23 protein-coding genes are annotated in these 20,320 nt (G+C 59.4%); 9 read left to right on the forward strand and 14 right to left on the reverse strand.

Features of this window, described 5'->3' with window-relative positions:
* Entirely contained in the window at positions 1 to 567 is a 567-nt protein-coding gene (gene dcd, locus ACYZT2_RS07180; protein WP_007904652.1) for a dCTP deaminase, read from the forward strand.
* 107 nt (positions 568 to 674) lie between these two features.
* A complete protein-coding gene (locus ACYZT2_RS07185) occupies positions 675 to 884 on the forward strand; it encodes a hypothetical protein (protein WP_461971251.1) in 210 nt (69 codons plus the stop codon).
* Between the two features lie 173 nt (positions 885 to 1,057).
* Here ACYZT2_RS07185 and ACYZT2_RS07190 read toward each other — a convergent pair whose 3' ends face one another.
* Genes ACYZT2_RS07190 through ACYZT2_RS07210 form a run of 5 tightly spaced genes read right to left on the reverse strand, consistent with a single transcriptional unit; the run spans position 1,058 to position 5,241 of the window.
* Entirely contained in the window at positions 1,058 to 1,822 is a 765-nt protein-coding gene (locus ACYZT2_RS07190) for an ABC transporter ATP-binding protein (RefSeq protein WP_461971252.1), read from the reverse strand.
* A 13-nt stretch (positions 1,823 to 1,835) separates the two neighbouring features.
* Positions 1,836 to 2,954: a succinylglutamate desuccinylase/aspartoacylase family protein gene (locus tag ACYZT2_RS07195; RefSeq protein ID WP_461971253.1), complete on the reverse strand. Its 1,119-nt coding sequence runs from the start codon at positions 2,952 to 2,954 to the stop codon at positions 1,836 to 1,838.
* Positions 2,955 to 2,966: 12 nt separating this feature from the next.
* Positions 2,967 to 3,677, reverse strand: a complete 711-nt coding sequence (locus ACYZT2_RS07200) for an ABC transporter permease (protein ID WP_461971254.1) — start codon at positions 3,675 to 3,677, stop codon at positions 2,967 to 2,969.
* A complete protein-coding gene (locus ACYZT2_RS07205) occupies positions 3,674 to 4,402 on the reverse strand; it encodes an ABC transporter permease (protein ID WP_461971255.1) in 729 nt (242 codons plus the stop codon). Before ACYZT2_RS07205 ends, ACYZT2_RS07200 begins: the two co-directional genes overlap by 4 nt.
* A 56-nt stretch (positions 4,403 to 4,458) precedes the next feature.
* Positions 4,459 to 5,241: a transporter substrate-binding domain-containing protein gene (locus ACYZT2_RS07210; RefSeq protein WP_461971256.1), complete on the reverse strand. Its 783-nt coding sequence runs from the start codon at positions 5,239 to 5,241 to the stop codon at positions 4,459 to 4,461.
* 158 nt (positions 5,242 to 5,399) lie between these two features.
* Between ACYZT2_RS07210 and ACYZT2_RS07215 the strand changes: the two genes are divergently transcribed.
* Positions 5,400 to 5,576: a hypothetical protein gene (locus ACYZT2_RS07215; protein ID WP_461971257.1), complete on the forward strand. Its 177-nt coding sequence runs from the start codon at positions 5,400 to 5,402 to the stop codon at positions 5,574 to 5,576.
* Here the strand turns inward: ACYZT2_RS07215 and ACYZT2_RS07220 are convergent.
* The 4 genes from ACYZT2_RS07220 to ACYZT2_RS07235 all read right to left on the reverse strand — a co-directional run bounded on the left by ACYZT2_RS07220 (position 5,556) and on the right by ACYZT2_RS07235 (position 11,733).
* On the reverse strand, positions 5,556 to 7,244 hold the full coding sequence (locus ACYZT2_RS07220) for an ATP-dependent DNA ligase (protein WP_461971258.1): 1,689 nt from the start codon (positions 7,242 to 7,244) through the stop codon (positions 5,556 to 5,558). The genes ACYZT2_RS07215 and ACYZT2_RS07220 overlap by 21 nt on opposite strands.
* Positions 7,241 to 8,272, reverse strand: coding sequence for a ligase-associated DNA damage response exonuclease (locus ACYZT2_RS07225; protein WP_461971259.1), 1,032 nt, complete (start codon positions 8,270 to 8,272; stop codon positions 7,241 to 7,243). Before ACYZT2_RS07225 ends, ACYZT2_RS07220 begins: the two co-directional genes overlap by 4 nt.
* A 157-nt stretch (positions 8,273 to 8,429) precedes the next feature.
* Positions 8,430 to 10,880, reverse strand: coding sequence for a penicillin acylase family protein (locus ACYZT2_RS07230; protein WP_461971260.1), 2,451 nt, complete (start codon positions 10,878 to 10,880; stop codon positions 8,430 to 8,432).
* A gap of 208 nt (positions 10,881 to 11,088) precedes the next feature.
* Positions 11,089 to 11,733, reverse strand: coding sequence for a glutathione binding-like protein (locus ACYZT2_RS07235; RefSeq protein WP_461971261.1), 645 nt, complete (start codon positions 11,731 to 11,733; stop codon positions 11,089 to 11,091).
* Positions 11,734 to 11,879: 146 nt separating this feature from the next.
* Between ACYZT2_RS07235 and ACYZT2_RS07240 the strand changes: the two genes are divergently transcribed.
* Entirely contained in the window at positions 11,880 to 12,437 is a 558-nt protein-coding gene (locus ACYZT2_RS07240) for a cysteine hydrolase family protein (protein WP_461971262.1), read from the forward strand.
* A 204-nt stretch (positions 12,438 to 12,641) separates the two neighbouring features.
* Here the strand turns inward: ACYZT2_RS07240 and ACYZT2_RS07245 are convergent, their stop codons facing one another.
* The 4 genes from ACYZT2_RS07245 to ACYZT2_RS07260 form a co-directional block, all read right to left on the reverse strand.
* Complete coding sequence (locus tag ACYZT2_RS07245; protein ID WP_007906737.1) at positions 12,642 to 12,851, reverse strand: SEC-C metal-binding domain-containing protein; 210 nt, start codon at positions 12,849 to 12,851, stop codon at positions 12,642 to 12,644.
* Positions 12,852 to 12,856: 5 nt separating this feature from the next.
* A complete protein-coding gene (locus tag ACYZT2_RS07250) occupies positions 12,857 to 13,348 on the reverse strand; it encodes an LEA/WHy family protein (RefSeq protein WP_461971263.1) in 492 nt (163 codons plus the stop codon).
* Positions 13,349 to 13,587: 239 nt separating this feature from the next.
* Positions 13,588 to 14,064, reverse strand: coding sequence for a YchJ family protein (locus ACYZT2_RS07255; RefSeq protein WP_461971264.1), 477 nt, complete (start codon positions 14,062 to 14,064; stop codon positions 13,588 to 13,590).
* Positions 14,065 to 14,068: 4 nt separating this feature from the next.
* The gene (locus ACYZT2_RS07260; protein ID WP_461971265.1) at positions 14,069 to 14,566 is read right to left on the reverse strand and encodes a DUF6231 family protein; all 498 of its coding nucleotides are present in this window, start codon (positions 14,564 to 14,566) and stop codon (positions 14,069 to 14,071) included.
* Positions 14,567 to 14,757: 191 nt separating this feature from the next.
* Here ACYZT2_RS07260 and ACYZT2_RS07265 point away from each other — a divergent pair, with 191 nt between their 5' ends.
* The 4 genes from ACYZT2_RS07265 to ACYZT2_RS07280 all read left to right on the forward strand — a co-directional run bounded on the left by ACYZT2_RS07265 (position 14,758) and on the right by ACYZT2_RS07280 (position 17,434).
* Entirely contained in the window at positions 14,758 to 15,453 is a 696-nt protein-coding gene (locus ACYZT2_RS07265) for an OmpA family protein (RefSeq protein WP_461971266.1), read from the forward strand.
* A 90-nt stretch (positions 15,454 to 15,543) separates the two neighbouring features.
* On the forward strand, positions 15,544 to 16,257 hold the full coding sequence (locus tag ACYZT2_RS07270) for an OmpA family protein (RefSeq protein ID WP_461971267.1): 714 nt from the start codon (positions 15,544 to 15,546) through the stop codon (positions 16,255 to 16,257).
* A 147-nt stretch (positions 16,258 to 16,404) separates the two neighbouring features.
* On the forward strand, positions 16,405 to 16,683 hold the full coding sequence (locus ACYZT2_RS07275; protein ID WP_038979227.1) for a DUF1145 domain-containing protein: 279 nt from the start codon (positions 16,405 to 16,407) through the stop codon (positions 16,681 to 16,683).
* Positions 16,676 to 17,434: a collagen-like protein gene (locus ACYZT2_RS07280; RefSeq protein ID WP_461971268.1), complete on the forward strand. Its 759-nt coding sequence runs from the start codon at positions 16,676 to 16,678 to the stop codon at positions 17,432 to 17,434. Before ACYZT2_RS07275 ends, ACYZT2_RS07280 begins: the two co-directional genes overlap by 8 nt.
* Positions 17,435 to 17,554: 120 nt before the next feature.
* Here the strand turns inward: ACYZT2_RS07280 and ACYZT2_RS07285 are convergent, their stop codons facing one another.
* Complete coding sequence (locus ACYZT2_RS07285) at positions 17,555 to 18,019, reverse strand: CopD family protein (protein WP_461971269.1); 465 nt, start codon at positions 18,017 to 18,019, stop codon at positions 17,555 to 17,557.
* Positions 18,020 to 18,118: 99 nt separating this feature from the next.
* On the opposite strand from ACYZT2_RS07285, the gene dinG reads away from it, so the two are divergent.
* Entirely contained in the window at positions 18,119 to 20,263 is a 2,145-nt protein-coding gene (gene dinG / locus ACYZT2_RS07290) for an ATP-dependent DNA helicase DinG (protein WP_461971270.1), read from the forward strand.
* Positions 20,264 to 20,320: the final 57 nt, after the last annotated feature.

Raw genomic sequence — 20,320 nt, forward strand, 5'->3', positions numbered from 1 at the left:
ATGAGCATCAAATCGGACAAGTGGATTCGCCGCATGGCGCAGGAACACGGCATGATCGAGCCTTTCGTCGAGCGCCAGGTGCGCGGCAGCGACGATAGCCGTGTGATCTCCTACGGCGTGTCCAGCTACGGCTACGATGTGCGTTGCACCAATCACTTCAAGGTGTTTACCAACATCAATTCGGCGATCGTCGACCCGAAAAACTTCGATGCTGGCAGCTTCGTCGACATCCACAGCGACGTGTGCATCATTCCGCCGAACTCCTTCGCTCTGGCCAGCACCGTCGAATACTTCCGCATCCCGCGTAACGTATTGACCATTTGCCTGGGTAAAAGCACCTACGCGCGTTGCGGCATCATCGTCAACGTCACGCCGCTCGAGCCTGAGTGGGAAGGTCACGTGACCCTGGAGTTCTCCAACACCACCAATCTGCCGGCGAAAATCTACGCGAACGAAGGCGTGGCGCAGATGTTGTTCCTTGAGTCGGACGAAGAGTGCGAAGTCTCCTACAAGGACCGTGGCGGCAAGTACCAGGGCCAGCGTGGCGTGACCCTGCCGCGTACCTGAGTCAGCCGTCTGACAAACCGTTGGAATTCCTGAGCGGGCGTACACTCTATGGAATGTACTGCTCCGATTCGCGCAAGGCGGATCGGGCCATCGCTCAGGAGTGCTTCATGAAGATCGATCCGCGAATAAGTGCCGAACTGGCAAGGCTTGAGCCCAATCAGGTTGGCGTGCTGGCCTGGTCCTTGTTGGCACATCCGACAGTCAGCATGGCAGGGGGCATCCCCGGCCAGCCTGATCCCGACACCCCCAACGAACAGCCGACAGAGCCCGGCGAACCGACTCTTCCGGACGAACCACCACCCGCGCCAGTCGCCTGACCTGCTGTCGAAATGAATGGCCAGTCAGCTGATATCTGTAAAAGATTTCAGCTGACTGGCCATATTTCGTTCGTCTATGACAAAGATCGCCCGCGAAAGCGGTCTGTCAGTGACATCGATGCCGGATGTGCCGACGTCTTCGCGGGCAAGCCTCGCTCCTACAGGACGGTGGGTTACTTGAGGTTGCCGCTGAGGAACTGCTTCAACCGCTCACTCTTCGGATTACCCAGCACATCCTCCGGCGCACCTTCTTCTTCCACCAAACCCTGGTGCAGGAACAGCACCTGGCTCGATACCTTGCGGGCGAAGCTCATTTCGTGGGTGACCATGATCATGGTTCGGCCTTCTTCGGCCAGGCCCTGGATCACCTTGAGCACTTCGCCGACCAGTTCCGGGTCGAGCGCCGAGGTGGGCTCATCGAACAGCATGACTTCCGGTTCCATGGCCAGTGCGCGAGCAATGGCTACCCGTTGTTGCTGGCCGCCCGAAAGGAACGCCGGGTATTGATCCGCCACGCGTGCCGCCAGGCCAACCTTGTCGAGGTAACGCCGGGCACGGTCTTCGGCTTCTTGCTTGCTGCAACCCAGTACCCGGCGCGGGGCCATGGTGATGTTTTCCAGCACCGTCATGTGGCTCCACAGGTTGAAGTGCTGGAACACCATGGCCAGGCGGGTGCGGATCCGCTGCAGTTCATCGTCATCGGCGACGCGCATTCCATGACGGTCGTGGATCATCCGGATCGTCTGACCGTCCATGGTCATAGCGCCGTCGTTGGGTTGTTCGAGAAAGTTGATGCAGCGCAAAAAGGTGCTTTTGCCCGAGCCGCTGGCGCCGATCAGGCTGATGACGTCGCCGGTTTTGGCCTTGAGCGAAACGCCTTTGAGCACCTGATGATCGCCATAGCTTTTATGCAGGCCTTCAATGGTCAGTTTGTACATGGGGCATGCATCCTCAAGGCGAAAGTAGGTAGCCGCTGCGATAGGCTTCGGTGCCCGCGACGTGGGCGATCACCATGCCGGCAGTAGCCATGCGCCGTAGCGAACGGGCGTACATCAGCCCGGCGGCGGTGCAATGAACAGGGGTGATGCGATCATTGATCGGGTCGATCACTTCGGCGATCAGTTGCCCGGCCTCCAGGTATTCTCCGGGCAGGGCAGTGAACACCAGCAGCCCGCCCACGGGTGTCGCCACCGGTTCGACACCGGCCAGCGGTGTGGCCGGGTAGGACAGCTCGGGTAATGGCGCCGGCTCACCGGCAATCGCGCCGAAGTGAATCAGATAATCGATCAGCGCCTGGCAGTCGAGGCTTGCCAGCGGGTGATTGACGTCACCCTGGCCGCGCAATTCGACGGTGACTGAAAAACTCCCCAGCGGAATCTCGAACTGCTCGCCGAAGCGCTCTTTCAGCTGCCACCAGAGCAGGGTGAAGCATTCATCGAACGACTGACCACCCGAATCGGTAGCCAGCAGGCTGGCTTCGGAACCGATGTAGCGCGCCAGCGGCTCGACCTGCGGCCAGGCCTCGGGCGTGGTGTAAAGGTGCGCCACGGCTTCGAAATCGCAATGCAGGTCCAGCACCATGTCGGCATCGCAGGCCAGCCGTTGCAGAGTCAGGCGTTGGGATTGCAGTTGAGTGCCTGCGGTTTGCCGCGCCAACGCCTTGCGCAGGCTGTCGCGGATCAGTTCGAGGTTGCGTTGCGGATCGTCGCCAAGCAGGCCTTCGATCTCGTTGCCGACTTCTTCACTCAAATCGACGAACCAGCGATTGAAGTTCTGCCCGCTTTCCAGCTCGTAGCGGCCCAGTGGAACGTCCATCAACACCTGTTCCAGGCCGACCGGGTTGGCCACGGGCACCAGCACGATTTCGCTGCGCAGCCGACCGGATGCTTCCAGCTCCGCCAGACGTCGCTTGAGGTGCCAGGCCACCAACATGCCGGGCAATTCATCGGCATGCAGGGAGGCCTGGATGTAAATCTTGCCTTTGGCCGACGGTGGGCCGAAGTGGAAGCTGTGAATCTGTCGCACGGTCCCCGGCAGCGGGGCCAGCAGGTCATGAATCTGGTGGCGCATGTACGAGTTGTCCTAGTGAGTCGGCCCGAGGAAGGCCAGCCATCGGCGCTCGGCGAGACGGAACAGGCCGACCAGCGCAAAGGTAACGGTCAGGTAGATCAGCGCGGCGATGCCGAACGACTGGAATGTCAGGAAGGTCGCAGAGTTCGCATCGCGAGCGACTTTCAAGACATCCGGGATAGTCGCGGTGAACGCCACGGTGGTCGAGTGAAGCATCAGAATCACTTCGTTGCTGTAATAAGGCAACGAGCGACGCAGGGCTGACGGCATGATCACGTAGGCATAGAGCTTCCAGCCTGTCAGACCGTAGGCCTTGGCCGCTTCGACCTCACCGTGCGCCATGCTGCGAATCGCCCCGGCGAAGATCTCCGTGGTGTAGGCGCAGGTGTTCAGGGCGAAGGCCAGGATCGTGCAGTTCATCGCATCGCGAAAGAACGCATCGAGGACTGGCTGGGCACGCACGGCAGCCAGGCTGTAGATGCCGGTGTAGCAGATCAGCAGCTGGATATACAGCGGCGTGCCCCGGAACAGGTAGGTGTAAAACTGCACCGGCCAGCGGACGTAGATCTTGGGCGAAACCCTGGCGATGGACAGCGGGATCGACACCACAAAACCGATGAAGATCGACGCGCTGAGCAGCCACAGGGTCATGGCCAGGCCAGTGATGTTGTAGCCGTCGGTATAAAGGAAGGGTCTCCAGTATTCCTGCAAGAGTTCGATCATCGTACGGCCTCCCGGGAACCGGCGGCGTAGCGACGTTCGAGCCAGCGCAGGACAAAATTGGAAGCACTGGTGATCAGCAGGTAAATCAGGGCTGCCAGCACCAGGAAGTAGAATAGTTGATAGGTGCTTTTACCGGCGTCCTGCGCGGCCTTGACCAGATCGGCGAGGCCGATGATCGAGACCAGCGCGGTGGCCTTGAGCATCACCATCCAGTTGTTGCCGATGCCCGGCAGGGCGAAGCGCATCATTTGCGGGAATACTACGATACGAAAACGCTGACCGCGTTTGAGGCCATAGGCAGTGGCGGCTTCGACCTGCCCCCGCGGTACGGCGAGGATCGCTCCGCGGAACGTTTCGGTGAAGTACGCGCCATAAATGAAGCCCAGGGTGATGACCCCGGCGCTGAACGGGTTGATCTCGATGTATTCCCATTCCATGAAATCGGTAAACGAGGTCAGCCAGGTTTGCAGGCTGTAGAAGATCAGCAACATCAGTACCAGGTCCGGCACCCCGCGAATCAGCGTGGTGTAGAGCTGAGCCGGTACGCGCACCAGTTTGACTTTTGACAGCTTGGCACTGGCACCGAGCAGACCGAGCAATACGGCCAACAAAAGTGACAACACCGATAACTTGATGGTCATCCAGGTGCCTTCCATCAGCAACGGACCGAAGCCCTTGAGGCTGAAGGCAGAAAGCCCCAGGTTTTGTAATAGGTTTTCGAACATAAATCAGCAACCTGATCGGGTAAAAAAAGCGCCCATCGCGAGATGGGCGCCGGGCATTATTTGCCGCTGTACAGATTCAGATCGCCAAAGTGTTTCTTCTGAATGGTGGCGTAGGTGCCATCGTCGTGTAACGCTTTGATACCTTTATTCAATAGGTCTTTGAGGTCTTTGTTACCTTTAGAGATACCGATAGCTGTTTTCGACGGCAGCAATTCGCTGTCGACCGGCTTGCTCACTTCGTAGCCTTCGCCTTTTGGTGACTTCAAGAAGCCCAGTTCGGCTTGCAGCATGTCCTGGATTGCTGCGTCGAGGCGACCGGACATCAGGTCCGAATACACCTGATCCTGGTTCTGATAGGCCTGGGTTTTCACGCCCGCCTTGTCCAGCACGGCCTTGGCGTAGGCTTCCTGGATAGTACCTTGCTCGTAGCCGACGGTTTTACCCTTCAGCGAAGCAGGGTCTTCGGTCAGTCCGGAACCTTTCTTGAATACATAAGCGGTTGGGCCAGAGAACAGTTCGTCGGAGAAGTCGATGACTTTTTCGCGGGCTGGGGTGACGGTCATCGAGGAGATCACACCGTCGAATTTATTGGCTTTCAAGCCGGGAATCATGCCGTCGAAATCGCTTTCGACCCATTTGCACTTGACCTTCAGCTCGGCGCAGATCGCATTGCCCAGGTCGATGTCGAAGCCTACCAGGCTGCCGTCGGCTGCTTTGGACTCGAACGGCGCGTAAGAAGGGTCAACGCCAAAACGCAATTCTTTGTATTCCTTGGCCAGCGCGGAGCCGGCAGCCATGCACAACGCCAGTGCAGAAAGGGTCAGCAATGCTTTTTTCATTATTCAATCCCTAAGAACCAATATGAGCGCTTGTGGCGCAGAAGTACTGTTACTGGAAAGCGTAAGACTCATTCAAAGTAGCAATTTCCGAACCAGAGTCCCGAACAAGCGTTTAAAAGGTAATACAAGAAGTGGCAAAGTGGGATTTGTGCACGAAAATGGGCATCGCCAAATTCCTGCGCCAGGGTGGTGCTGTAGGAGCGAGGCTTGCCCGCGAAGCTTTTGGCGTACTTGAGGGCGCCTTCGCGGGCAAGCCTCGCTCCTACAGAGCAGGCTTTGCCAGCTTCTACAAAGATCAGCCGACAGAAATCAGGTCAGGCGAGCAAATCCTGTAATGTCGCCAAACTGTCAGCGTCCTCCACCGACTTGTCCTGCCGCCAACGCAACATCCTCGGAAACCGCACCGCAATCCCGCTCTTGTGCCGTTTCGACAGGGCAATGCCCTCGAACCCCAGTTCAAACACCAACGTCGGCTTCACACTACTCACCGGTCCGAACTTTTCCACCGTGGTCTTGCGCACGATGCTGTCGACCTGCCGCATTTCTTCGTCAGTCAATCCGGAGTAGGCCTTGGCGAAAGGCACCAGCGTTCGCTCGCGGGCAGAGGGTGGGCCGTCCCACACGGCGAAGGTGTAATCGGTGTATAGACTGGCCCGGCGGCCATGGCCCTGCTGGGCGTAGATCAGCACCGCATCGACGCTGAACGGGTCGACTTTCCATTTCCACCACACACCCATGTCCTTGGTCCGCCCGACGCCATACAGCGCATCGCGGGCCTTGAGCATCAGGCCTTCGACGCCCAGCCTGCGGGAGGCTTCTCGTTGGCGGGCGAGGTCGAACCAGTCTTCACCGGTCAGCACGGGCGAGCTCAGTAACACCGGGTTTGCGCAGGTATTGATGAGTTGCTCCAGCTGAGTTCGGCGCGTGGCTTGAGTCTGATTGCGCCAATCCTCACCCTGCCATTCCAGCAGGTCATAGGCCTGGATGACCACGGGTACCTCATCGAGGATTTTCTTGCTCAGCGCTCTACGGCCGATCCGCTGTTGCAACAGGGCGAAGGGTTGCACGGCGGGTGGCGATGGCGATTGCGCGTCGAAGGCGTCCTCGGTACCCGGTTGTGCGGCTTTCCAGGCGACGATTTCACCGTCGATCACCGTGCCATCGGGTAAGCCATGAACCAGGCTCTCCAGTTCGGGGAAGCGTTCGGTCACCAGTTCTTCACCTCGTGACCAGATCCACAAGCGCCCATCGCGCTTGACCACTTGAGCGCGGATGCCGTCCCACTTCCATTCCACTTGCCACTGGCTGGCCGGTCCGAGCAACACTTCGAACTGTTCAACCGGGTGTGATAACGCATGGGCGAGGAAAAACGGGTACGGCTGGCCACCCCGTTGGGCATGCTCATTGGGTGATTCGGGGGCGATCAGCTTCAGGTAACTGGCTGCGCTTGGGCGGTTAGACAGATCGGTGTAACCCACCAGCCGCTGGGCCACGCGTTTACTGTCGAGCCCGGCCATCGCCGCCAGCGCGCGGGTAACCAGCAATTTGGAGACCCCGACACGGAAACTGCCGGTGATCAATTTGATGCAGAGCATCAGGCTTTGCCGATCCAGTTGCGCCCACAAGGCGGGCAAGCATTCGGCGAGGGTCTGCGGGGGCGCATTACGCAGCGGCAGCAGTTTGTCTTCAATCCACACTGCCAGCCCATCGGTGGATGTGTGGTGCGTTTCGGGCAGCACCAGCGAGATGGTTTCCGCCAGATCCCCGACGGCCTGATAACTTTCCTCGAACAACCAGGGTGAGAGCCCGGAAAACGCTGTTGCCATTTCCCGCAGCATTCGTACCGGCACCAATTGCCGAGGTCGTCCACCGGACAGAAAGTACACGGCCCAGGCGGCATCTTCGGGCGCGGCCTGGGCGAAATAGCTCTGCATCGCCGCCAGTTTGGCGTTGCTTGAGGTGGTGGCATCGAGTTCGGCATACAAGTCGGCGAAGGCTTTCATGCCAGCACCTCGGCGCTCTCGGGTTCGAGGAGAGTGGTGTCTTCATCATCGCCGTATTCGGTGCTGAAACTCATGGCATCGAGGCCTAGTTCGCGTAGATGGCGCACCAGCACCCCGATCGAACCGTGGGTGACGATCACGCGTTCGGCTCCGGTCTGTTCGATGGCCCAAAGCAGGCCGGGCCAGTCGGCGTGATCGGACAGCACGAAACCGCGGTCCACGCCGCGCCGCCGCCGTGTCCCGCGCAAGCGCATCCAACCGCTGGCGAAGCCATCGCTGTAGTCACCGAAACGCCGTACCCAAGGGCTGGCACCCGCCGAAGGCGGCGCGATGACCAAGGCTTTGCGCATCATCGGGTCATGTTTTTTTACTTCGCCGGCATAGACCGTTGGCGGTAAATAAATGCCGCTCTCGCGATAAATCCGATTGATGGGTTCAACCGCGCCATGTACCAGAATGGGGCCGAGGCTGGCATCGATGCCGTGGAGAATCCGCTGAGTCTTGCCGAAGGAATAACAGAACAGCACGCTGGCCTTGTCGGCTGCAGCATTGGCTCGCCACCACTGATTGATCTCGGCAAAGATCTGCGTCTGGGGTTGCCAGCGGTAAATCGGCAGACCGAACGTCGATTCCGTGATGAACGTGTGGCAACGCACCGGTTCGAATGGCGCACAGGTGCCGTCGGGTTCGGTCTTGTAATCCCCCGAGGCGACCCAGACTTCCCCGCCATATTCCAGACGCACTTGGGCCGAGCCGAGCACGTGGCCCGCGGGGTGAAAACTCAGTTTTACGCCGCAGTGCAGCAATGGCTCGCCATAGGGCAAGGTTTGCAGGTTGATGTCCTGGCCCAGACGCGCGCGCAGAATGCCTGCACCCGGTGCCGCCGCCAGATAATGTTGATTGCCACGGCGAGCATGGTCGCTGTGGGCATGGGTGATGACCGAGCGTTCGACCGGCTGCCATGGGTCGATATAGAAATCACCAGGCGGGCAGTACAAACCTTCAGCACGAGCGATAACAAGGTCCATATTGTTATCCAAATGGAGTGGCCTGCTAGCTAGGAGGTTTGCGCGAGACGAGAAGTTCTATTTATTTTCATGGGTGGTAAAAATCAAAAGATCGCAGCCTGCGGCAGCTTTTGTAGGAGCTGCCGCAGGCTGCGATCTTTTGATCTTGTCTTTTGACTTACTTGCCTGGCGTCAGCGTCAACCGTGTCTTGCCATACACCTTGTCAAAGTTCTGCGGCTGCATCGGCAGGCTCATGTATTGCCCCTTGAGCCATGGATCGACGCTGTCGAGATAGTGCGGGCTGGCCGGGTTGCCGGACTGGCCGGTACCGTTCTGGCCCATCAGCGGTTCGGCCTGGCCGAAATCGACGATAAAGCGCATGGCCGGCGCCAGTGTGGTGTTGAAGTCCTGACCCCAGCTGAATGCGGCGGTGTTGAGCGTGGTGTGGTCGCCACCGGCTGCCAGTGGACCGCGCACAGTCTGGCCACTGGCGTTCTTCCACTCGTAGCGATGCAGTTTGCCCCACTGCCAGGCTTTGTGATCGCCACCCAACTGGCTGTCCCCCGCGCTGATTGCGGCCGCCAGGCTACGGGCGAGAATCGCCGGTTTGTCTTCTTTCTGCGAGGTGCGCAGGTCGTCCCAGAACGGACTGTCCTCACGGCTCAGCAGATGGTCGGCCTGAGCCGCGTAAGACAATTTGCCGTTGGCGATAAAGGCCTTCCACGCCGGGGTGCTTTCCGGGCCCAGCTCGTCGAGGAACATCTGTTTAGTGCTTTCCTGCAGGAACAGCTCGTAAATCGCCGCGTCGGCGGAAGTCGGGCTGAGTTTGCCGTCGAAAGCCATCAAGCGCGTGTAAGACTCGCGCGCCTTGCCGCGATCAGCCTCCGGCAGCGCTTCGATAGCCTGTTTGAGTGGCTGAGCCATGCCCGGCGCTCCAAACATCTTCTTCAGCTTGGCGGCGAAGGTGGTGGTCTGGTCGTATTGCATGGCGATCAGGCTACGTGTGTCGTGTTTGCCCACGCCCGCCAGTTCGGCCATGCGTTCGCCGCGCTCCGGCGCCGACCAGGAATTGGACAGCTGCATGCCGTAGCCATGGGGAATGACCCGTTGGTTGGCGGTGCCGAGCCAGCCTTGAGCCGGGTCCTGGTCATACGGATGGAGCATCGGGTCGGCGTAACCGTCCCAGTCGTAACGACCTTCCCAACCCGGCGACGGCAGCAAGCCTTCACCTTCGCGACGGTTCGGGTAGCGACCGGTGACTTGCCAGCCAATGTTGCTGGCATCGGCAAACACCAGATTCAGGGCGATGGCGCGTATTTCACGGCTGGCGTCCGAGGCTTTCTCGACGCTCTGCGCTCGGGACAGATCGAAAAAGGCGTCCAGGGTTTTGTCGTCGGTAAAGTTCGGCGTCTGCAAGGCCAGGCCGAAACCATTCGCCAACGCGGTGCCTTGGGCGCTGTTGAGCAACGGCCCGTGGCGGGTTTCGTACACCGCTTCGCGAATCGGCCGCTGGCCTTTGACGAAGTAGGTTTCGTTACGCACGATCACTGGCTGCCATTTGCCGCCCACTTCGTAGGATAGGCCATTGCCCTGACGTTTGATTTTTTCCAGGAACAGGTCCTGGTTGTCACCCATGACCGTGGTCATGCTCCACGCCACTTTGCCGTTGAAACCACCAAGCACCATGGGTAACCCGGCAATGGTCACGCCGGAGGCCTGGTATTTCGGCGCGCGAATCTGCACGTAACTGAACAACGACGGTACGCCCAGCGGCCCATGGCTGTCGCTGGCCAGCAGGCTTTTGCCGCTGCGGCTGCGTTGCGGGGCAATCGCCCAGTTGTTAGAAGACGTGGCGCCCAGCATGTTCAGGTCGGACAGTTGACCGATGGATTTGCTGATTTCGCTCAACCCCGGGATTTGCCCGTTGAGTTTGATGCCCTGAAGTTTTTCCGCTTCTGCGACTGGCAGTTTTTCATCGGGAGCGGAAGGCGTCAGCCACGCCAGTTTGTCGGCGCTGACCGTCTGCGCCAGCATAAGCGAGGAAATTTCTTCCGGCAGGTTCGCCGATTGACTGAAATTCAGCAGGCAGAAAATCAGCGCCGAATCTTCCGGTTTCCAGTATTCCGGTTTGTAGCCAGTGGCCGCGAGGTCGGCAGGCAGTTTGTCGCGGTAGCGGAACAGGTAGGCGTTGACCCCACGGGCATAGACTTCGAAGAATCGCTTGAGGCGCGGCGAAGAGGCCTTGTACAGCTCACCCGCGCTTTTCTTCAGATTGACCGCCCGCATGTAGCGGTCGGCGTCGAGCAGGTCCGAACCGGACATCTCCGCCAGACGGCCCTGGGCGAGCAAACGCAGAGTAACCATCTGGCTGATGCGATCGCTGGCATGCACGTAACCGAGGGTGAACAGCGCATCGTGGAAGCTGTTGCTCTCGATCAACGGCATGCCCATGGCATTGCGTCGAATCGAAACGTTCTGCGCCAGGCCTTTGAGCGGTTGCACGCCGGAGGCAGGCGGGAGGGTGTCTTGAGTGTTCCAGGTCTGACAACCGGACAGGCTTAAAACACCGGCCACTGCTGCGGCAACGCCGAACCGGGGAAGAAAATGTGTGAGGGCTGGCGAGGCCATGGCAAAGCTCCTGCGGGGGGTAGCGTCAGTAAAGGCGTTACGTTAGTGAGCAGGAGGTGGCCGCGCAAGCGGGGTATCAGGTTATTTCAGGATTTGTCTGTGGAAGGCAAAAGATCGCAGCCTCGTTTCACTCGACAGCTCCTATACGGTTTTGCATTCCCTGTAGGAGCTGTCGAGTGAAACGAGGCTGCGATCTTTTGATCTTCTATCAGGATTTAGGCGGATTGACCTTGGCCGCGAGGGCATACGCCTTCACCGTCGCCGGGCGGCTCTGGATGTGGTTGAACCAGCGCAGTACGTTGGGGAAGTCTTCCAGGTTCTGGTTCTGCCACTTGTGGGAAACGATCCACGGATAGATCGCCATGTCGGCAATGCTGTATTCGCTGCCGGCGACAAAGTCATTGTTGGCCAGTTGCTTGTCGAGCACCCCATAGAGGCGGGCGGTTTCGTCGATGTAGCGCTTGATCGCGTAAGGGATTTTCTCTGGTGCGAATTGGCTGAAGTGATGATTCTGCCCGGCCATCGGCCCCAGGCCACCCATCTGCCAGAACAGCCATTGCAATGCTTGCTGGCGCCCGCGCAGATCCTTGGGGAGGAACTTGCCGGTTTTCTCCGCAAGGTACAGCAGAATCGCCCCAGACTCGAACAATGCCAACGGCTCACCGCCATCGACCGGCTCATGATCGACGATGGCCGGGATTTTGTTGTTCGGCGAGATCTTCAGGAACTCGGGTTTGAATTGGTCGTTCTGGCTGATGTTAATCGGGTAAACGTTGTACGGCAGGCCGGCTTCTTCCAGGAATATCGAAATCTTGTGGCCGTTGGGGGTGGTCCAGTAATACAAGTCGATCATGAAGTACTCCAGATCAAGAGACATCGTCAGGTACGGACAGCGACCGTCGGCATCAGGTCGTCCTGTTTGCGTTTGATGGCTTGCCAGTAGGAAGAGGTGATGCTGAAGTGCGGGAAATTCAATGGCCCAGCAAGAGAAAAGTCAGCATGGAGCTCAAGACAAACGCGGCGCTGATCATCATTGATCAACAAAAAGGCATCCTGCATCCCAAACTGGGTCGTCGAAACAATCCTCAAGCCGAAGAGCGCATCCTGCAATTGCTGGGGCATTGGCGCCGAACCGGGCGGTTGGTGATTCACGTGCAGCACCTGTCCCGCTCAAAGGACTCCGTGTTCTGGCCGCAGCAATCGGGGGTGGAATTTCAGGAGCGTTTTCAACCATCGATGGGTGAGTGGCTGATTCAGAAGCAGGTGCCGGATGCCTTTTGTTCGACAGGGCTGGAAGCACGTTTGCGCGAGGCGGGGATCGTTCAGTTGATCATCGTTGGCGTGGCGACCCACAACTCGGTGGAATCCACGGCGCGAACGGCCGGGAATCTGGGGTTTGAAACCTGGGTTGCGCAGGATGCGTGCTTTACCTTCGACAAGGCGGATTTTTTCGGTAACGCCCATTCAGCCGAGGAAGTGCACGCTATGTCGCTGGGTAATTTGCATGGGGAATATGCGACGGTGGTCAGCACAGCAAAAATTCTGACGACTGACTAAAACCCTGTAGGAGCGAGCCTGCTCGCGATAGCGGTCTAACTGCCAAATTGATAGTGAATGTGCCGCCGTCATCGCGAGCAGGCTCGCTCCCACATTAGTTGATCGGCGGCGTTCACAATTTTGTGTGTTCACAAAAGATGCCTGTGGGAGCGAGCCTGCTCGCGATGACGATTTAACAGGCGGAAACGGTATCCGCCCGAAGCATCAAGCGCCGTGGCACTTCTTGAATTTCTTGCCATTGCCGCATGGGCAAGGGTCGTTGCGGCCGACGTCTTTCAGGGCGTTGCGCACCGGTTCCTGGTGGGCGTGGCCGCAGTTCGGGCCGTGGACATGGCCATGGTCGTGATCATGGTGGTCGTGATGGTCATGATCGTGGTTGCAGTCAGGGCCATGGACATGAGGTTGTTGGGTCATCGCGGTTACTCCGGAATTAAATCGGCGGCGATTATCACGCCATTGCGCTCCAGGTGCACGTAATGCGCGATGAATAAACCGGTTTCCATCTCCCCTTCCAGGCGATAGGGAATCGGTTGGTCGCCTTTTTTCAGCAGTTTCACCAGGTCCCGGACTTTCGGCCACAGGTTGGTGCGGATCGGCACTTTAAAATAGGCGCTGCGTTTGGGGTCGACCGTGAACCAGTGCTCGTGCTCACCTTCGCTCAGCAGTATGTCGCCCAGATGAATGCGATATTCCAGGCCTCGCACCGTCAGGTCGCGATCATTGGGATTGTCGACGCGAAAATGCAGCAGGAATTTCTGCTCCAGCAGATTGGCCCGGATCACCTCGACCTTGACCAAATGCACCTGCGGGTCCGGCAGGTCGTTGTCGAAGTCGAACCATGACGCGCAGCCGCCGAGCCCCAAAAACAGGAGCGAAGTCAGCAAATAGAGTGTGCGTCGTCGGGTGATCATGGTCGAGTTTCTCCCGTTGTAGCAGCTGTCGAGCCTGCGAGGCTGCGTTCGCTGTAGCAGCTGTCGAGCCCCAGCGAGGCTGCGTTCGGCTGCGTAGCAGTCGTGAATCCGGCTGACGCGGTTTGCCTGAGGCACTGCGAGTTCTGGTTTGACGACTGCTTCGCAGCCGAACGCAGCCTCGCAGGCTCGACAGCTGCTACAGCCGAACGCAACCTTCGGCAGCTGCTCCAGGGATCACCTCAAGCGCCGAAATAACTCGCGCAGCACTTCTTGAACTTCTGCCCGCTGGCGCACGGGCACGCATCGTTGCGTCCGGCCTTGAGTGGCACAGTGGGGTCGATGAAATACCAGTGGCCGGCGTTCTGTACGAATGACGAACGTTCGCGGTGACTGTGCTCGCCGCTGCTGTCGTGCCAGCGAGCGGTGAAGGTGACGAAAGCGTGCTCCGGCTGACCGCCGAAAACCTCGGCGCTTTCCACCTCCAGGCCCAGCCAGGTGCTTTGGGCGCTCCAGTCGCTGATCGACTGGCGATCCAGGCCGGCCTGTTGTGCGGGCAGGGTGGTCGCCACCAGATAGTCAATCAGCCCCAGTACATAGGCGCTGTAGCGCGAACGCATCAAGACTTCCGCGCTGGGGGCCGAATGGCCGGCATGGTAATGGCCACAGCAGGCATCAAGGAGTGTGCCGCTGCCGCAAGGGCAAATGGATGTACTCATTGCGTTACCACCAATATTTCCCGAAGTTTTCCGGATTGGCCCAGAAGCGTGAGTTGAGCCAGTCGGGCACCTGTTTATAGTCAAGCAGATCGTAGGTAAACAGCGTCAGCACTTGATCGTCACGCTGGAAGCGTTCGCTGGCTTGCAGCGCCAGGGAGAAAAAGTCCGTCTCCTGCCAACCGCATGCCGGCAAGTCGGCCAGCACCGCAATGCGACTGGCATTGAGGTTACGTATCCCGCCGAGCAGATTCAGGCCGTCGCGCTTGGGCAAGTGTTCGAGGCAATCAACTACCAGGGCCAGATCAAAACGTTGCGCCGCCAACTCAGCGGGCAGTGGCCCGGGCACAGCAAAGGCGACGATGCTGTCTGGGTGCGCGAGCTTGAATGCCTCAAGCGCGGGGAATTCGCTGGCGCCAATCAGCAACAGACGCGCCGGGGCATAACGATCAAGCAAAGCAGCCAACGCCTGCTGGGGCGTGCGCGAAGAAATACCTGCAATCATCGAAGATCCTCAATCAGAACGCCAAGACTAGCCTGCCCCAACGTTCGGGCCTAGTGCGGGTTTAGCCAAAAAGCGCCGATCTTCCGCGAACATGGGGCAAAACAGCAATGGCCTATTGCTGGCGGAGATTAAAAGTCGGGTCTTTACTCCCTAGAATCGGTTTTAAGCCGATCCCTCAGGAGAAGAACTAGATGAGCATAATTCGGACAGCATTACCCTTGGTTCTGCTAACCAGTGTGTTGACTGGTTGCGCAGGTTTGCAGAAAACCGACTGGCCGACCTGTGCGGCGGTCGGCGGTGTCATCGGTGCAGGGCTCGGCGCGACTGAGGCCTCGTCATGGGCGGGGTATGGCGCGCTGCTGGTCGGCGGCACGGCAGCGGCCTGGTGCTGGGTGCATGGCGACGGCGATGAAGACGGTGATGGCGTGCTGGACAGCCGCGACAAGTGCCCGGGTACGCCTAGAGGCGTGCAGGTCGATGCCAACGGCTGCCCTCCACCTGTGCCCGCACCGGTGGTCGAAGAGGTGGCGGTGGTCAAGGAAGAAGTCATCGTTATCCGTGATGTTCACTTCCAGTTCGACTCGGCCAAGCTCACTCCTGCCGATAAAGACGTACTCAACACCATTGCTACGCGCCTGAAACAGGAATCTTCCAGCGCCCAACTGACCGTCACCGGTCATACCGACAGTGTCGGCAGTGATGCCTACAACCAGAAACTGTCGGATAGACGCGCCCATTCAGTGGTGGAATACCTGATTTCCCAAGGCGTGCCACGCAGCAGTTTCGTGTCTGTGACTGGTGCTGGTGAAAGCCAACCGGTGGCCGATAACAAAACCGCTGACGGCCGTTCGATGAACCGGCGCACGGAAATCAAAATCAACCGCTAGGCCTCTCGCATTCTGCGGCTTGTACAGTCGCGGATGCGGGTCTTTACTCCTGTGTGACCGGTATGGGCCGGTGACACAGGAGCATTCACAATGAGCGTTCTCACAAGGACCGTCTTGCCGGTTCTGCTGCTTGGCAGCCTTCTGACCGGTTGTGCGACTCACAGCGATGGCACCGCCCCCCTCAATCAACGTACCTGGCCGATCTGCAGCGTCATTGGCGGACTGGTCGGCGGTGGTTTGGGCGCAATAGAAAGTAGTGCCTGGGCAGCGGGCGGAGCGGCGCTCGGGATCTTGACCGGTGGCCTGATCTGTTACGCCCAGGATGGTGATGAGGACGATGATGGCGTCTTCGATCGACGTGATCGCTGCCCCGATACGCCAGCCGATACCCCTGTCGAACATCACGGGTGCCCGCTGCCGCAATACCCGGCCAGTGTGAAACCTGTTGAACCACCGGTCTCCGAAGTCATCACCCTGAACGGCAACGTTTTGTTCGCTTACAACCAATCCGATCTGATGCCCGAAGCACGCAATGAGCTGGATTCGCTGATGGCCAAATTGCAGGGCACCGATGTGGTGAGCATTAAAGTCATCGGTCATACCGACAGCCAGGGTTCGGATGCCTATAACCAGAAACTGTCGGAACGTCGTGCCAGCAGCGTGGCGGCCTACCTGCTGAGTCAGGGGTTGGCGCCGGACAAACTCACCAGCGAAGGCAGGGGTGAAAGCCAGCCGGTCGCCGACAACGACACGGAAGAAGGGCGGTCGCAAAACCGTCGCGTGGAGTTGCACATCAATCGCTGAGCCCTGTGATAGAGCCGTCGGATGACAATTCGGGTTATCCGGCGGCCAAGCGTTCACCTTCCGGAAGAATTTTTTGTTGCCCTCTGGCTTATCCCGTGTGTAAGCCGTTACTGTGCGCGCAAAGAATAATTCTCAACGGGGGAGCGTATGAAGGTGTTTTGGGGGCTGGGGAAGTTGTTGACCCTGCTGTTCTGGTTGGTGGCGCTGGTCAATTTGCTCATACCGTTTATTCATCCGTTTCACCTGCTGATCAATTTTGCAGGCAGTGTGTTGGCAGGGCTCCATCTTCTGGAGCTGGTGTTCTGCAACCGCAGCCTCAAAGGTCGAGCCCATCCTTGGCGTGATCGCCTGAAGATTGTCTTTTTCGGCGTTTTCCACCTGCAAACCATTCCGGCCCCGGCCGCTTCGAAGGCCTCCCATGCGTAAACTCTGTCTGCTCGCTGCATTTATCAGCCCATTGGCCTGTGCGCAGGTGGTGAGCGTCGAAACCAACTCGCTGATGCGCTTGCCCAACACGGCCAGTACCTTGCAACTGGAACGGCTGGAAGTCGCCGATTACGGCACCTTGCTGATTCCCTCGAACGTGACCGAAGTGACGGTCGGTGAGCTTCACCTGGGACGTGACGCGCGGCTCGCCATTGTGCCGAGCGAGCAGGCTCTGGCGTTGAAGGTCAGCCGTGCCGAGTTGGCCGAAGGCAGCCAGATCACTGCACGGGGCGCGCCGGGGACTTACCTCAAGGCCGCTCGTTCCGGACGCAACCTGGATTTGCAGATCAAAGCGTTGAACGCGCCGCAATTGTCGGTAGACGCTCGGGGTGGCGCGGGTGCTCCAGGTTTTGTCGGCCTTGATGGGGCCAACGGTCAAGCACCGGGTTGTACCTGGGGCCAGGCCGGTCGCGGCGCCGATGGCAGTAATGGCAGTGACGGCCAGCCAGGTGCGCCTGGGGCGCTGGTTCGGCTGGAAGTGCCGCGTGATTACCCCGCTGAGCAGATCAAGGTCGAGATTGCGGGCGGGGAGGGTGGTACGGCAGGGCCCGGGGGAAAACCAGGGGCGGGCGGCAAGGCCAAGGGCTGCGTCGTCTATAAAGCCGACGGCGGCAAGAGCGGTCGTCCTGGCGCTGACGGTCAGCCAGGGCCTGCGGGAGTAGCGGGTTCGGTGACGATTCAGCGGTTGTAAGCCCTCCCTGAAATATTTGTCGTCTGATAGATAGCTTTTGCGGGCAAGCCTCGCTCCTACAGATTTTGCGTTGGTTCGCGAGCGACATGAATCCTGGAGCGAGGCTTGCCCGCGAAGCTTTTAGAACATCGGCCGAGCCGCCGCAATAGCCACCAGCACCAACCCCACCATCAGGTTAATCCCCACCAACCGACGAATCCTGCCCAGCACCGCCGCGCCCGTCGGCCAATCCTGAGCCGCCACCGCTGTGCGCAGTTCCGGCAGCAACAACGCCTGAATCCGGATAAACAGCGCAGTCATCACTACATACAATCCCATCATCACCTGCACATACCGCGGCGCCGCTTCAAATCCGGCGTACTGCAGATGAATCATGCCAACACCGCTAATCGGCAAAAGCACCACCGCGATCCAGACCCAGCGGAAAAAGCCTTGAAACACTTCCATCCACAGCTTCAACCGGGCAGGGCCTTCCAGCGCCTTCATCGCCGCGGGGCGCAGGACCATCCAGGCGAAAAACATGCCACCGACCCACACCAGGGCGGCCAGGACATGCAGGGTATAAACGATGCCAAAAGGTGTCATTGAGGTACTCCGTTCTGCGCGGGATTGATTAGCGGGGTATGATAGCGGCCGATCCGAACCACTGAAAATTTATCCAGCATTTATTGCGCCCGACAATCCATGATCAGTACCGAACTCAAAACCACGATCCAGGGCGCCTACTCGCGTTTTCTCGAAGCCAAGAGCCTCAAGCCGCGCTACGGTCAACGCCTGATGATCGCCGAAATTGCCAAGGTCCTCGGTGACATCGACACCGACGACGAAGGCCGGCGCAGTGGCGACCCCGCGATTGTCGCGGTGGAAGCCGGCACCGGTACCGGCAAAACCGTGGCCTACAGCCTGGCGGCAATCCCAGCCGCGAAGGCTGCCGGCAAGCGTCTGGTGATCGCCACGGCCACCGTCGCCCTGCAAGAGCAGATCGTCTACAAGGATTTGCCCGACCTGATGCGCAACAGCGGGCTGAATTTCAGCTTCACCCTGGCCAAGGGCCGCGGACGCTACATGTGCCTGTCCAAACTCGACATGTTGCTCCAGGAAGGTCACGCGCAAACTGCCACCGCGCAGCTGTTCGAGGAAGAAGGCTTCAAGATCGAGGTCGATGAAGCCAGCCAGAAGCTATTCACCAGCATGATCGAGAAGCTCGCCGGCAATAAGTGGGACGGCGACCGCGACAGTTGGTCGACGGCGCTGGAAGACGCCGACTGGGCACGCCTGACTACCGATCACAGCCAGTGCACCAACCGTCACTGCCCGAACTTCGGCCAGTGCGCCTTTTATAAGGCCCGCGAAGGCATGGGCAAGGTCGACGTGATTGTCACCAACCACGACATGGTCCTGGCCGACCTCGCCCTCGGCGGCGGCGCGGTTCTGCCGGACCCACGGGACACCATCTACGTGTTCGACGAAGGCCATCACCTGCCAGACAAGGCTATTGGTCACTTCGCTCACTACACGCGTCTGCGTTCCACCGCCGACTGGCTCGAAACCACCGCCAAGAACCTCACCAAACTGCTGGCCCAGCACCCGCTGCCGGGCGATCTGGGCAAGTTGATCGAGCAGGTGCCGGAGCTGGCCCGGGAGATCAAGACCCAACAGCAATTCATGTTCAGCGCCTGCGAGCAAGCCGCCGACTTCAAGCCCGGCGAAGACGTCGAAGGTCGCGAGCGGCCGCGTCACCGTTTTGTCGGCGGGGTGATTCCCGAGCACATGCGCGAAATGGGCATCGAGTTGAAGAAGGGCTTTGCCCGCCTGACCGACCTGTTCACCCGGCTCACCGAACTCCTCAAGGAAGGCATGGACGGCGAGGTCAACATCGGCATCGCCAGCAACCAGGCCGAAGAGTGGTATCCGCTGTTCGGTAGCCTGTTGTCCCGATCTTCGGGCAACTGGGAGTTGTGGACCGCTTTCACCGTCGAAGACCCGGAAGACAATCCGCCCTTGGCCCGATGGCTGACCTTGGCCGAAAGCGGTTCGCTGTTCGATATCGAGGTCAATGCCAGCCCGATCCTTGCGGCGGACATGCTCCGGCGCAACTTGTGGAACGTGGCATACGGGGCACTGGTGACCTCGGCGACCCTGACCGCTCTCGGCACCTTCGACCGCTTCCGCATGCGTGCCGGCCTGCCTAAAACAGCCGTCACCGCGGTGGTCCCGAGCCCGTTTCATCACGCCGACGCCGGCGTGCTGCGGGTGCCGGACCTCAAAGCCGACCCGCGTGACGCGCCGGCGCACACCGCGGCGATCATTCGCGATCTGCCACAACTGGTAGAAGGTTCACGTGGCACCCTGGTGCTGTTCTCGTCTCGTAAACAGATGCAGGACGTGTTCGACGGGCTGGATCGTGACTGGCGCAAGCAAGTGTTCATTCAAGGCAACCTGTCGAAGCAGGAAACCCTGAACAAGCACAAGGCGCGGGTTGATGGCGGGGACTCCAGCGTGCTGTTCGGCCTGGCGAGTTTCGCCGAAGGCGTGGATTTGCCCGGTGCGTACTGCGAGCACGTGGTGATCGCCAAGATTCCGTTCTCGGTGCCCGACGATCCGGTCGAAGCGGCGCTGGCGGAATGGATCGAGGCCCGCGGTGGCAATCCGTTCATGGAAATCTCCGTGCCGGACGCCTCGTTGAAGCTGGTCCAGGCCTGCGGTCGCTTGCTGCGGACCGAAGAAGACCGCGGCACCATCACCTTGCTTGACCGCCGTCTGGTCACGCAGCGCTACGGCAAAGCTATTCTCAATGCGTTGCCGCCATTCCGTCGTGAAATTTCCTGACACGCCGGTGGGCAAATAAGCCCACCGCATTGTCTACCTCACTGCCACCGCTTTTCC

The sequence above is a fragment of the Pseudomonas sp. MDT1-85 genome (genome assembly GCF_054898065.1).